The 13232-nt window shown below is 62.3% G+C and carries 12 protein-coding genes; 6 read left to right on the top strand and 6 right to left on the bottom strand.

The genetic code is table 11. The features are described from left to right. Positions 1 to 15 precede the first annotated feature (15 nt). The 3 genes from dapE to ACN2XU_RS16905 are packed head-to-tail and all read left to right on the top strand — an operon-like array spanning position 16 to position 2179. A complete protein-coding gene (dapE, locus tag ACN2XU_RS16915; protein ID WP_419411633.1) occupies positions 16 to 1161 on the top strand; it encodes a succinyl-diaminopimelate desuccinylase in 1146 nt (381 codons plus the stop codon). Next, positions 1158 to 1580, top strand: coding sequence for a GNAT family N-acetyltransferase (locus ACN2XU_RS16910; protein WP_419411632.1), 423 nt, complete (start codon positions 1158 to 1160; stop codon positions 1578 to 1580). Before dapE ends, ACN2XU_RS16910 begins: the two co-directional genes overlap by 4 nt. A gap of 20 nt (positions 1581 to 1600) precedes the next feature. After that, the gene (locus ACN2XU_RS16905) at positions 1601 to 2179 is read left to right on the top strand and encodes a TIGR04282 family arsenosugar biosynthesis glycosyltransferase (protein WP_419411707.1); all 579 of its coding nucleotides are present in this window, start codon (positions 1601 to 1603) and stop codon (positions 2177 to 2179) included. A gap of 62 nt (positions 2180 to 2241) precedes the next feature. Here the strand turns inward: ACN2XU_RS16905 and ACN2XU_RS16900 are convergent, their stop codons facing one another. After that, on the bottom strand, positions 2242 to 3432 hold the full coding sequence (locus ACN2XU_RS16900) for a hypothetical protein (RefSeq protein ID WP_419411631.1): 1191 nt from the start codon (positions 3430 to 3432) through the stop codon (positions 2242 to 2244). 227 nt (positions 3433 to 3659) lie between these two features. Between ACN2XU_RS16900 and rnr the strand changes: the two genes are divergently transcribed. Then, positions 3660 to 5969, top strand: a complete 2310-nt coding sequence (gene rnr / locus ACN2XU_RS16895; RefSeq protein ID WP_419411630.1) for a ribonuclease R — start codon at positions 3660 to 3662, stop codon at positions 5967 to 5969. Here the strand turns inward: rnr and ACN2XU_RS16890 are convergent. Further along, the gene (locus tag ACN2XU_RS16890) at positions 5944 to 6669 is read right to left on the bottom strand and encodes a glutathione S-transferase family protein (protein WP_419411629.1); all 726 of its coding nucleotides are present in this window, start codon (positions 6667 to 6669) and stop codon (positions 5944 to 5946) included. The two genes, rnr and ACN2XU_RS16890, sit on opposite strands and share 26 nt — an antisense overlap. A gap of 81 nt (positions 6670 to 6750) precedes the next feature. On the opposite strand from ACN2XU_RS16890, the gene ACN2XU_RS16885 reads away from it, so the two are divergent. Further along, the gene (locus ACN2XU_RS16885) at positions 6751 to 7455 is read left to right on the top strand and encodes a helix-turn-helix transcriptional regulator (protein WP_419411628.1); all 705 of its coding nucleotides are present in this window, start codon (positions 6751 to 6753) and stop codon (positions 7453 to 7455) included. Here the strand turns inward: ACN2XU_RS16885 and ACN2XU_RS16880 are convergent. The 4 genes from ACN2XU_RS16880 to gpmI form a co-directional block, all read right to left on the bottom strand. Beyond that, a complete protein-coding gene (locus tag ACN2XU_RS16880) occupies positions 7450 to 7935 on the bottom strand; it encodes an RNA pyrophosphohydrolase (RefSeq protein ID WP_419411627.1) in 486 nt (161 codons plus the stop codon). The two genes, ACN2XU_RS16885 and ACN2XU_RS16880, sit on opposite strands and share 6 nt — an antisense overlap. A gap of 64 nt (positions 7936 to 7999) precedes the next feature. Beyond that, positions 8000 to 9346: a S41 family peptidase gene (locus ACN2XU_RS16875; RefSeq protein ID WP_419411626.1), complete on the bottom strand. Its 1347-nt coding sequence runs from the start codon at positions 9344 to 9346 to the stop codon at positions 8000 to 8002. 8 nt (positions 9347 to 9354) lie between these two features. Beyond that, a complete protein-coding gene (locus tag ACN2XU_RS16870) occupies positions 9355 to 10476 on the bottom strand; it encodes a murein hydrolase activator EnvC family protein (protein WP_419411625.1) in 1122 nt (373 codons plus the stop codon). After that, a complete protein-coding gene (gene gpmI / locus ACN2XU_RS16865; RefSeq protein ID WP_419411624.1) occupies positions 10473 to 11981 on the bottom strand; it encodes a 2,3-bisphosphoglycerate-independent phosphoglycerate mutase in 1509 nt (502 codons plus the stop codon). The genes ACN2XU_RS16870 and gpmI overlap by 4 nt, the downstream gene beginning before the upstream one ends. Positions 11982 to 12193: 212 nt before the next feature. On the opposite strand from gpmI, the gene ACN2XU_RS16860 reads away from it, so the two are divergent. Next, positions 12194 to 12919 (top strand): MipA/OmpV family protein, encoded by a 726-nt coding sequence (locus ACN2XU_RS16860; RefSeq protein ID WP_419411623.1) that lies wholly within the window; start codon positions 12194 to 12196, stop codon positions 12917 to 12919. Positions 12920 to 13232: the final 313 nt, after the last annotated feature.

Here is a 13232-nt window from a genome sequence, read left to right as displayed (position 1 = left end):
AATGGGAGTGCCCAGATGCCCGCCATCGACCCGGTCGACCTGACCGCCCGCCTTGTCCGCTGCCCTTCTGTCACGCCCGAGGAGGGCGGCGCCTTGGTGCTCTTGCAAGCACTTCTGGAAGATGCCGGTTTCGCCTGCAGCCGTGTCGACCGGAACGGAACGCCCAACCTCTTTGCCCGCTGGGGTGAGAAAGCTGCGGCCAAGACCTTCGGCTTCAACGGACACACGGACGTGGTCCCCATCGGCAACCGGGAGGATTGGACATTTGATCCGTTCGGTGCCGAAATCGACAATGGCTTTCTTTATGGGCGTGGCTCCACGGACATGAAGTCCGGCGTTGCCGCCTTTGCCGCGGCGGCGGTGGATTTCGTCCGGGACACGCCCCCCGACGGTGCCGTGATCCTGGCCATCACCGGCGATGAGGAGGGCGACGCCACCGACGGCACCGTGGCCCTGCTTGATTGGATGAACGACGCGGGCGAGAGTATGGACGTCTGCCTGGTCGGAGAACCGACTTCCCCGGATTTCATGGGGCAGATGATGAAGATCGGGCGGCGCGGATCGCTCTCGGCCTGGTTCACCGTCACCGGAAAGCAGGGACATTCCGCCTATCCGCACCGCGCGCTCAACCCGATGCCTGCCATGGCGCGGCTGATGGATCGCCTTGCATCACATACGCTGGACGAGGGCACCGACCATTTCGACGCCTCGACCCTCGCCGTCGTGACGATCGACACCGGCAATCCCGCGACAAACGTGATCCCGGCCGAAACCCGAGCCTGTGTGAACATCCGTTTCAACGATGCCCACACCGGGGCCGCGCTGTCGGACTGGCTGCGCGAGGAGGCCAGGAAGGTCGACGGCGAGTTCGGCACCAAGACACAGGTGAAGATCAAGATTTCCGGCGAGAGCTTTCTGACCCCGCCGGGCGCGCTCTCCGATCTTGTGGGCGCGGCGGTGCAGGCCGAGACGAACCAGACGCCGGAGCTGTCGACAACGGGCGGCACCTCCGATGCGCGTTTCGTGAAGGACCACTGCCCCGTGGTGGAATTCGGCCTTGTGGGCAAGCGCATGCACGCCGTGGACGAGCGGGTGGAGATCGCTCAAATTCATCAACTCAAAGCCATCTATGCCCGGATTCTCAGGAGCTATTTCGCATGACTTTGCAGGTTGAGGAGGCCGAAAACCGGCAGGACTGTTTCGACATTCGCCGCACGGTTTTTATCGAGGAGCAGGGCTTTTCCGAAGAGGACGAGTGGGACGATCTGGATGCTACGTCGATTCACCTGCTGATCTCGGACGGCGGGCGCCCGCTGGCAACGGCGCGGCTCCTCGTTCAGGACGGCGTGGGAAAAATCGGGCGCATTTGCGTTCTGAAGGAAGGCCGCGGCAAAGGTCTTGGCGCGATGCTTGTCAGATATGGGCTTGAGCACTTTCGGGATGACCCGGATGTCACTCTGGTCAAATTGGGCGCACAGGTGCACGCACTCGGGTTTTACGAAAAACTCGGCTTCACAGCCTTTGGGCCAGAGTATCTCGATGGCACGGTTCCCCATCGCGAAATGCGGTGCGCCGTGTGACGCAAGCCACCCTTATCGTCATGCTCAAGGAGCCCCGTCCCGGACGGGTCAAGACGCGGCTCGGTCGCGACATCGGCCATATCCCGGCGGCGTGGTGGTTTCGTCATCAGGTGCGCGGCCTTCTGCGCCGCATCCGCGACCCCCGGTGGAGCGTCGTGCTGGCGGTCGCGCCGGACCACGCAGGGCTGCAGAGCCGCGCCTGGCCGGGCGATCTGATGCGTCTTCCGCAAGGCGCCGGCAACCTCGGAGATCGCATGGCCCGGATGATGCGCAGCGTGCCGCCGGGGCCGGTCTGCGTCATCGGCGCGGACGTTCCATTGATTGACCAGCAGCGGATCCGGGAGGCCTTTCAGGCTCTTGGGGATCACGATGCGGTCTTTGGCCCGGCCGAGGATGGCGGTTTCTGGCTGGTCGGTCTGCACAATGCCCGGAGAGTCCCGTCCGGCCTGTTCGACGGGGTCCGCTGGTCCACCGAGCATGCGTTGGCGGACAGCATGGCGACACTGGGCCGCGCCCGCATCGCAAAGGTTGGATGTCTGCGCGATGTGGATACGGTGGCCGATCTGCCGCGCGGACGCATCGCCGCGACCCGGGCATAGACCGGGGTCGCGACACAGACCCTTCAAACACCATTCGGCCTCAAAGAACGGCCCGGACCGCCTTACTTTGTCTGAAAGGCGATCGGCCACATGAAGTCCAACGGCTTGAACCCCTGCCCGAGATAAACCACCGTTCCGGCACTGTTGGTCATGTTGTACCCCTTGTGCAGCGCGCCGGTCGGCACCGAGAACGGAAAGAAGGTCTCAGTTTCCGGGTTGTAGGACGCCGTGGCGTGACAGCTGTGGCAGCTCGCCTCGAAATGGGTCCAGTACTGCGGTTGCGCGGTGTTGGGCGCTCCGGCAAAATCCTCCATATCGGTATGACCCAGAATAACCGGCACCTCCCCGGAGCCATCCTGCGTAAAGCGGATCTGTGTGCCGTTCGGTGCGTAAGCCTGGAACCCAAATCCAGCCAAGCCCGCCTCATCCAGAATCCTGTCGATCTCTTCGCGGGGCAGCGGCGCGCGTTGAGTGATCAGTGTCTCGCGCACTTTTCGGACGCCAGGATTGTCGTTGAATTCGAAGGTGGTCCAGAACCAGCTTGGATCCTCGGAATAGAAAATATCCTCCACCGGGTTCTTCAGCGACTGCATTTTCACCTGGATGTGCAGCCCGCGCCACCAATAGTCGCCCCCTTTGAAGCGAAAAACCAGCGCCCCCTCCGGCGCGGTCTCGCCCTTCGGCAGTTGCAGCCAGGAGGCCTTCAATTCCACGGACCCAACCGGCATGTCGACCGCATCATTGTCCTTGAAGAACTCTGCCACGTCGATCTTCGTCGTCAGGCCACTATCGACCAGATAATCATAGGAAATCTTGTTGCGCGTCACCTCTTCGTTGGCGCTATCGGGATCGGCCTCGGAGATGCGGCCCGCCTCAAGGTCCTTTTTCTCGGCCGACGGCTCCATCACCGTCCGGGGCACCATCGTGTTGAAATCAAACCGTTTGAGCGTGCCAAAGGTGTCCGGGTCCGTCGGCCACGCCATCCACACCGGCACCTTGCCGCTTTTCGACATGCCGCCACTTGGGTCGTCAATCAACTGGTTCACCCGGGCAAAGAACATCCACGCCAGCCGCTCGCGCTCTTCCAGCGAGCCGTTGAAGGCAACATCGACACAATCGGCGGCGAAGGCGGCGTCGGGCTTGTCGATCCAGCCGGGGCTGTCGCAGGCACTGCCCGCAGCCTGCGCCACGGTGGGAGCGGCAAACGTGGCAATGGTGGCAAACAGGACGAGCAGGTGGGAAAGGCGCGTCATGGTGGAACCTCCGGTCGGGGGGTTGGAGAAAACGGGGTCCCGAACGGGCTACGATCCGGACCCGAGACAGGACATGATTGCGCAAACCATAGCTTCACTCAATCATAGATTGATGTGATCCGTATCACAGGCCCGGACAAACAGCAGGCTGATCCCTGCGACCGCCGCCAGCACGACAGGCCATTGTTCGGCGTGACGGCCCGATTTGGCCGTGGTAGGACAGGGCCATGAGCACACTCCCCAGCAAGGCGGACATCCTCGAATGGATTTCGGCCAACCCGACCCTGACCTCGAAACGCGATCTCGCAAAGGCCTTTGGAATCAAGGGCGCCGCGCGGATTGATCTCAAGCGCCTGCTGAAGGAGCTTGAGGCCGAAGGCCATCTGGCAAAGCGCAAGAAGACGTACCGCGATCCCGATCGCCTGCCGCCGGTCAGCGTCTTGCAGATTCTGGAGCCGAACAGCGACGGCGACCTCTATGCCAAACCCTTGGAATGGCATGGCGAAGGAGTGGAGCCCATCGTCCTCTTCGTGCCACGCGCCTCTGATCCGGCGCTGGCCGAGGGCGATCGTATCCTTGGCCGCCTGCAGGTGGTGCACGAGGAGGATCACAACTACGAAGCCCGGCTGATCCGCCGCATCGGCGCCAACCCGCTCAAGGTCGTCGGAATTTTCCGCAAGGGTGCCGAAGGCGGGCGGATCGTGCCCATCGACAAGGGCGCCGACCGCGAATGGAGCGTCGCTGCCGACGCGACCCACGGCGCAAAGGACGGCGAGCTGGTCGAGGCGGAACAGGCCGGACCGAAGGGCCGCATGGGGCTGCCCCGCGCCCGCATAACCCAACGCCTTGGCGATCCGTCCGAACCCAAGGCGGTCTCGCTCATCGCCATCCATCAACACGGCATCCCGGACGATTTTCCGCCCGAGGTCCTGGCCGAGGCAGACAGCAAGAAGCCCGCGGGTCTCAGCGGCCGCACGGATCTGCGCGATATGCCGCTTGTCACCATCGACCCCCATGACGCCCGCGACCACGATGATGCCGTCTTTGCAGAGCCCGACACCGAAGAGGGCAACCCCGGCGGTCATGTCATCTGGGTCGCCATCGCGGATGTTGCCCATTACGTCACGCCCGGCTCCGACCTCGACCGCGAGGCGAAAAAGCGGGGCAATTCGAGCTATTTTCCCGATCGCGTGGTGCCGATGTTGCCAGACCGGCTGTCCGGGGATCTGTGTTCGCTGCACGAGGGCGTCCCGCGCGCCTGTATCGCGGTGCGCATGCGCATCGACACCGAGGGCAACAAGATCGGCCAGCAATTTATGCGCGGCCTCATGCGCTCGCCCGCTTCGTTGAATTATCAGGAGGTGCAGGCCGCAATCGACGGCCAGCCCAACGACAAGACCGGACCGCTGGTCAGCCCCGTGATCCGTCCATTGTACGCCGCCTATGCCGCGCTGAAAAAGGCGCGCACCGTGCGCCAGCCGCTGGACCTCGATCTGCCGGAGCGCAAGGTGGTGCTGACCGAGGACGGTAAGGTGCAATCCGTCAATTTCACCGAGCGGCTCGACGCCCACAAGCTCATCGAAGAGTTCATGATCCTTGCCAATGTCGCCGCCGCGGAAGTCCTGCTGAAAAAGGATATGGGCCTGCTGTTCCGCGTCCATGAGGAGCCCTCGCAGGACAAACTCGACAATCTGCGGGAGACGGCGCAGGCGGCAGGCCTCAACCTCGCCAAGGGGCAGGTACTCAAGACCGCGCACCTCAACCGGCTCCTGCATCAGGCGGCGGGCACGGACGAAGCGGAACTGATCAACATATCAACGCTGCGCAGCATGACACAGGCGTATTACAGCCCCAAGAATTTCGGGCACTTCGGCCTCGCGCTGATGAACTACGCGCATTTCACGTCACCCATCCGGCGCTATGCCGACCTGATCGTGCACCGCGCCCTGATCCGCGCGCATGGTTGGGGGGATGACGGCCTGACCAATGGCGAGATCGAAAATCTCGAACAGATCGGCCAGCATATTTCCGATACGGAGCGCCGCTCCATGATGGCGGAGCGGGACACCACGGACCGCTACCTTGCCGCCTATCTGTCGGACCGCATCGGTGCCGAATTCACCGGGCGCGTGTCGGGCATCGCCCGCTTTGGCGTGTTCATCAAACTTGACGAGACCGGGGCCGACGGGCTCGTGCCGATTGGCACGCTTGGCCGGGAGTATTTTCAGTTCGACGCCGAAAGCGCCACCCTGATGGGCAGCGACACGGGGCGGATCATCGGGCTGGGAATGCGCGCAAAGGTGCGTCTGGTCGAAGCGGCTCCGATTTCCGGGGGCATCGCGCTCGAACTGCTGGAACTGGACGACGAAGGCTATGAAAGCGTGCCGGGCGGACGTGGGCGCGGCCCACGCCGATATGGCGGAGGTCGCGGCGGCCCGAAGAAAAGGGGCGCTTCGCCGCAACGCAAGGCGGCGAAGGCCAAAAAGAAAGACGCCAAGGTCAAACGCAAGGTCACGCGGCAGCGGAAACAGCGTTGAGCAGCGGCTGGAACAGCGTGCTGCGGCCACGCCGAAGATAGGCCATAAGCGTCGCGTTGTTGCGGATCGCCCTGCAAAGATCGGTTTCCACCGGCAGCGTTTCCAGCGCCGAAAGCACCGGCAGGGCACTGGCATCGACGGCGCCCGGTTGGTCTCCGTTCAGCCAGTCCTGCCCCTCCAGCAGCGCCGTCAGGGCCGCTAGATCCGGCGCGAAATAGGTCATCCGATCCGCTTTGGAACAACGTGTCACGCCATGCCCGTTGAGCCAGCCTTGGATCTGTTCGCGAATGCCATCGGCCACCTCGTCCCGCGCCGCTTCCGGCACAATGCCAAAGAACCGATCCTTGACGATTGGCCACACATCCTCATCAATCCAGCGGTCGTGCACGAGCCCCAAGCGCAGATTCTCCTCAACCATGCGCATGATCGCGTGGGCCTGCGCCCTGCCCCGCGCGTCGAGGCCGGGAAAAAGATCCGCGCCCTGCGCTTCGAGCCAGGCGATGATGCGGTTGCTGTCGGGGATCAACGCATCGCCCGCTTTGAGCACAGGCAGTTTCCCGATCGGAATTGCGCCAAAATCGGGGTCGAAATCCGGTTGCCATGTCTGCCCCGCGAGGGTCAGGCAGATCATCGCCTTGGTGCAAAACGGGCTGGAGCTGGGTTCGTTCTGTTCGGGGCGGAATGTCATAAGTTCAAGCATGGGGGTCTCCTTGTTTCCATACCGCCGTGTTAGGGATGCCTCCTGTCAATTCCTGTCAGCATATGTTTGGATGATGGCGTCATGTCCCGTACCCACCGCCTGTTCCAATTGATGAGCGCCCTGCGCCGCCTGCCCCCGCCCGCCACAGCGCGGCAACTCGCGCTGGAGACTGGCGTGTCCGAACGGACGCTGTACCGGGATATCGACGCTTTGCGCGGGATCGGGGCGGTCATTGATGGGGAGGCGGGCTTTGGATATACGCTGATCGAGGACGCGCACCTGCCGCCGCTCGGCTTTGAGGATGAAGAGCTTGAGGCCTTGGTTCTGGGCCTACGCGAAGTGCGCGCCGTGTCCGACCCGTCCCTTGCGGACGCTGCGGAAACAGCCCTGAACAAACTCAAGGCCCGCCTGCCAGAGCGGCAAGCCCACCGACTACAACACGCTGTCTTGCGCGCCCACCGCTTCCGCGCGCCGCCCGCACCCGGTGTGGATACCCGTGTGCTGCGCCGCGCTTGCTGGGAAGAGATGACGGTGCAATTCTCCTATGCCGATGCCGAAGGCCGCGCCACGGCGCGTGCCGTCAAACCGCTCTCGATCGTCTTTTTCGAAAACACCCATTGCCTGATGGCGTGGTGCTGCCTGCGCGCGGACTTCCGGGCCTTTCGTCTGGACCGCATGAGAGATCTGTCGGTCACGGAAACGTCGTTCCGGCCGCAACGCGTCAGCCTTCTACGCGACTACATGGCGCGGCTGAAAGCCGACTCCGATCGCCGCACGCCATCATAGTTTATCGCGAAACGCCGCGATGACCCGCTCATAGACCGACCGTTTGAACGGAACGATCTGCGCCACAACCTCATCTACGGGCAACCAGCACCATTCGGAAAATTCCTGATGATCGTCGGCGTCGAGCCGCACCTGATCGTCGGTGCCGTGAAAGCGCAGCAGGAACCACTTCTGCTCCTGCCCCTTGTACCGGCCCTTCCAGATCTTCGGCACGATGTCATGCGGCAGATCATAGGCGATCCAGCCGTCTGTCTCCGCCTCGACCGTCACGAGGTCTGGTGTCACGCCGGTCTCTTCGGTCAACTCGCGTAGCGCGGCGTCTCGGGGCGTCTCTCCCTTGTCGATCCCGCCCTGAGGCATTTGCCAGGCGGCAACCTCACTGTCGATCCGCTGACCAACGAACGCATGGCCTTCGGCGTTGACGAGCATCACGCCGACATTGCGGCGGTAGGGAAGTTTCACGATGTCTTCGGGGGTCATGTCACGCGTCCTGACTTGCGAGCGCCGTGAGGGTGAAAGGGCGGGGTTGCCCCCGCCCCTCGCATTACTTGTGATCGCTGGCCAAAGCGGCCATTCCGTGAAGGATATCAATGGCATAGGCCAATTGGTAGTCTTCCTCGCGGAGTTTGGCAGCGGCTTCTGCCTTGGCTTGCTCGGCCTTGATCTGCTCGATCTCATCATCGGTGAGCGAGTCGTTGTCGAGGCTGCCACGCAGGTCCGCCTCGGAGCGGGAGAAGCGGTTTACGGCTGTGCTTTCCTCCTCGTCTTCGCTTTCCGGGCGGCGCGGCGGCTGCTCAACGACGATATCAGGGGAGACGCCCAAGGCCTGAATGGAGCGGCCCGACGGCGTGTAGTAGCGCGCCGTCGTCAGGCGCATCATGCCGTCACCACGGAGCGGCATGACCGTCTGCACCGAGCCTTTGCCGAAGGATTTCGTACCGACCACGATAGCGCGGCGATGATCCTGAAGAGCACCGGCGACAATCTCGGACGCAGAAGCCGAGCCCCCGTTGATCAGAACCACAAGCGGTTTGCCCTCGGCCAGATCACCGGGCATGGCGTTGAAGCGGTCGCCATCCGCCGGGTTGCGGCCACGGGTCGAAACGATTTCGCCTGCATCTAGGAACGCGTCCGACACCTTGATTGCCTGCGTCAGCAGACCACCGGGGTTGTTGCGCAGATCGAGGATGAAGCCGTCGACATTCTCCATGCCGCCCGCTGCTTCGATCTCCTTGGCGATACCATCGGTGAGGTTCGGGAAGGTCTGGTCGTTGAAGGTGGTGACACGCAGAACGACGGTGTTGTTTTCGATCCGGGTGCGCACAGCGGTGAGCTTGATGGTGTCGCGGACGATGGACACATCGAAGGGCTCGTCTTCGCCCTCACGCACGACGGTGATGACAATCTCGGACCCAACCGGCCCGCGCATCATGTCCACCGCATCATCGAGCGTCAGGCCCAGAACGCTTTCGCCATCCACATGGGTGATGAAGTCACCCGCCTCCATACCCGCTTCCATGGCCGGTGTGCCGTCGATCGGGGAGACCACCTTGACGAAGCCATCTTCCTGCGTGACCTCGATCCCGAGGCCGCCAAATTCGCCACGGGTTTGGACCTGCATGTCTTCGGCGTCGTCGGGAGGCAGGTAATTGGAGTGCGGATCAAGCGACGTCAGCATGCCGTTTATCGCCGCTTCGATCAGGTCCGCCTCATCCACCTCTTCGACGTACTGCGCGCGGATGCGCTCAAAGATATCGCCGAACAGGTCGAGCTGCTCATAGACGTTGGCGGGTCGGCTGTCTTCCTGGGCCAGCAGCGGGCCGACGAATTGCGTGGTTGCGACCACGGAGGCCAGCGCGCCGCCACAAGCGGCCATCACGAATTTCTTCATCTTAACTCTTATCCCTTGTCGGTTGCGAACCACGTCAGCGGATCGACAGGCGCATCGCCTTCTCTCATCTCTATATAGAGCGTTTCCGAACGCTCGGCGCCACCCCTTTCACCGATTGGTGACTGGATATCGCCAGTGCGGACGCTTTCCCCGCCCATCAATCCCACTGGCGAGCCAGCGGGCAGGACTTGGCCGATTGCCCCGTAAACCTCTGCAAGACCTGCGATAACCAGCAACAAATCAGCCTGAGGTTCAAGAATGGTTACCAGACCATAATCCAGAAGAGGACCATTGTAGCGGATTGTCGCGGCAGTCGGTGTGGTCACCAGTGCCTTGGGCTGCGTGGCCACCACGATCCCGGGCCGCACCACACCGGCGGCGTCCTGTTCACCGGCGCGGCGCAGGATCACACCGCGAACCGGGAGCGGCAGCGCGCCCTTCTGACCAGCAATGCGCGGCAGGTTCTGCGGCTCTTCGTTTTCCACTATCTGGCTGAGGCCGCTGGCAAATCCCTGCAATGTCTCCGTCGAGGCGATCAGGATTTCCAGCCGGATCGGATCTTCGGTAAAGCGCCGCGGCAGGTCCGTGCGGTCGGCAATGGCCTGGCTCAGCTCGGTGCGCGCGGCCTGTACACCGGAGAGGCCCTCCTTGAGCGTATTCGCAGCGCTCTGTTGCAAGTCGCGCAGCGCCGTGACCTCTTCGAGATCGCGGCGGAGCCGGGCGGCCTGATCGGCAAGACCCGGCGTCACCGCAGCGACAAGCATGCCCGACCGGGCAGTGCCCAGCGGCCCCTGCGGATGCAGCAAGGTCTGCGGCTGCACTTGGCCACCAAGCGCGCTGAGCACGCCAAGCAGTTGGGAAACCTCGCCTTCCTGAGCGGCGAGTTTGCGACCCAGCTCCGTCTCCCGGATCGCTGCGGCGCGCAGACCCTGGCGCATGGCCGCAAGCCCATCTTCATAGGCGCGCACCGTCTGCGTCAGCGCCGCGACACGGTCCCGGGCGCTCTCCGCCCTGTCGAGTTGAATCGATGCGGCTTCCAGCGCATCCGCTGCCGTCTTCGCAGCTTCCCCCGCGCTCTGCGCGAGGACAGGGCCGGACAGCAGGGTCAGAAGCAGTGCGAGACGGATCACTGGATCAGGCTTTCCCCAGTCATTTCATCCGGTTGCGGCAAGCCCATCAGCTGGAGCAGGGTCGGCGCCACATCCGCAAGACGCCCATCCCTGAGGCGCGCGCTCTCCGGACCGCCGTAAAGGATCACGGGGACCAAGTTCGTTGTGTGCGCCGTGTGGGGCCCGCCGGTGTGGGGATCGACCATGGTTTCACAGTTACCGTGATCCGCAATGATCAAAAGCGCGCCACCGGTTTCCTCAAGTTTGGCAACGACTTTACCAAGCCCGTCGTCAACAGCCTCACACGCGGCGATGGCCGCGTCCAGATCGCCGGTATGCCCAACCATGTCCGGGTTGGCATAGTTGACCACAATCAAATCATAGCCATGGTCAATGGCTTGCACGAAATGCTCAGTGACCTCTTCGGCACTCATCTCCGGCTGCATGTCATATGTGGCGACCTTCGGCGATTTTGGCATAAACCGATCTTCACCCGCCTCCGGGCTTTCCTTGCCGCCGTTCAGGAAAAAGGTCACATGCGGATATTTCTCGGTCTCCGCGAGGCGGAATTGGCTAAGCCCTTGCTTTGCAACCCATTCGCCAATCGTATTGACGATCTCCCGTTTGGGATAGGCAGTTTGCATATAGACGCTGTGGCTGTCGGAATACTCGACCATACCGAGAAGGGCAGAGAGCTTTTTCTGGTCTCGGTCGAAACCCTCGAACTTCGGGTCCCCAATGGCGGCGAGAATCTCGCGAGCCCGGTCCGCGCGAAAATTTGTAAAGAACAGGCCATCCCCGTCCTGCATTCCATCGTAGCCTTTCATGATGAACGGAACGATAAATTCATCATTCTTTCCATCGGCATAGCTCTCGTCTACCCCCGTCAGCGCATCGGTTTTCGCGCTGCCTTTCGCCTCGGCCACGGCACGGTAGGATTGCTCGACGCGTTCCCAGCGGTTGTCCCGATCCATGGCGTAGTACCGCCCTGAAACCGTTGCGATTCTTGCGTTCTTCGGGAGTTTGGAGGCAAAGTCCTCGATCTGATCGCGTGCGGACTTCGGGGCTACGTCGCGGCCGTCCGTGATAACGTGCACAAGCACCTCAAGCCCCTGATCGGAGAGCATTTTCGCCGCAGCAAGCACATGGTTCGAATGACTGTGAACGCCGCCATTGGACGTCAGGCCCATCAGATGCGCACGTCCACCCGCGGCCTTAACAGTGTCGCAAAACTCCAGTATCGCTTTGTTTTCAAAGAAAGAGCCGTCCTCGATGGCGAGGTCGATCTGACCAAGGTCCATCGCCACCACGCGACCGGCGCCAATATTGGTGTGCCCGACCTCGGAGTTGCCCATTTGCCCGCTCGGCAGGCCAACATCGGGGCCGAAAGTGACTAGCGTCGCATGCGGACAACTCGCCATAAGCCTATCAATTGTCGGCGTTTTTGCCAGGTAAGGCGCGTTGGCGATGGTGTCGTCGGACAGACCCCAACCGTCGAGAATGGTGAGGATGACAGGTTTGCTCATGCGCTCGGCCTCCTTGGCTTTGGCAGCGGTTTAACAGAGCGCGCGAACGATGTGGAGAGGCCGAAGCACTTTCCAGGTGTTCGCAAACAGGCAGTTTGGGCCATACCCGATCAGAGCTGAAATGCTGCGACAGTAATCCGTTTTCCCCTGTCGAGTGGCGCGGGGCGTGCTAGTTCAATGCCGAAACCCGTTGCCAACCCCGGAGCTTCCGCATGCGTCTTCTTCTTCCCGCTCTCATCCTTTGTGCCGCCAGCCCAGTCTACGCTCAGGATCGCGCGCTGGCTTTCGAACTCGGACTCGGTGTGCGGGGGGGGGTGGTTTATGAGGGGGCGGATAGCTATGAGGCGGGGCCGACCGGGACGGGGAGCGTTAACACTTTTCGGATGCTCGGGCTGAATATCGAGCGGGGCGATGGTCTGGGCTTTGGGTTCGGCCCGTCATTTCGCTACCTCGCAGCGCGCACCGCGGATGATCACCCCAGGCTTACCGGCATCGAAGATGTTGATTCCGCTTTGGAAATCGGCGGTCGCATTTCCTACCGTTGGGAGAATGCCGAAGTCTGGGGCGCCGTGCGCAAGGGCGTGACGGGGCATGAGGGCATCGTTGGGGATCTGGGTTCGGACGTGATCTGGGAGGTTGCACGGGACACGGAGCTGCGCGTCGGGCCGCGTATGACCTTTGCCAACGAAGAATACATGACCACCTATTTCGGCGTGCCGGCCGGCGCATCGCTGGCGGCCTATTCGCCGGGCGGCGGCCTGTACAAGTCCGGCATCGAGATGACAATTCGTCATGATTACAATGACGTATGGGCCGTCGAAGGCGCGCTTGGCTGGACCCGGCTGGTCGGGGATGCGGGCGACTCGCCGGTCGTCGAGAACCGCGACAGCGGCACGATCAGCCTGATGGTGATCCGCAAGTTCGATTGGTCCTGGTAAGGTTAATTCGGCTTTTTCGCCGAGCGTTAAGGCAGCGTACGGAGGGGTTCCAGACCGTACGCTGCTGCGGACATACCAGATGCAGTGGGGCCCCTCGGTCCAGACCGCAACGTTTATCCTTTTGTTAACCCCTCTCCGGGGGACGTTAACCACAGTTTGGTACGATTCTCGCCGAGTTTGGTACAAAACTCAGTTTGCAAACCAGGGTTTGCAGGTTTGCTGCGTTGCGTGGGCAGGTTTGTTGTTAACCCGCCTCCGGAAAAGGCTTCGCCCGCCCCTTTGGCCCCGACCTCCAATCAGGCTTTCACAGGAT

The sequence above is a fragment of the Pacificoceanicola niger genome (assembly GCF_048553275.1).
In the GTDB taxonomy this organism is placed as follows: Bacteria; Pseudomonadota; Alphaproteobacteria; order Rhodobacterales; family Rhodobacteraceae; genus Pacificoceanicola.
The sequence above is the reverse complement of the archived record's forward strand: the minus strand, read 5'-3'. Positions and strand labels throughout refer to the sequence as shown.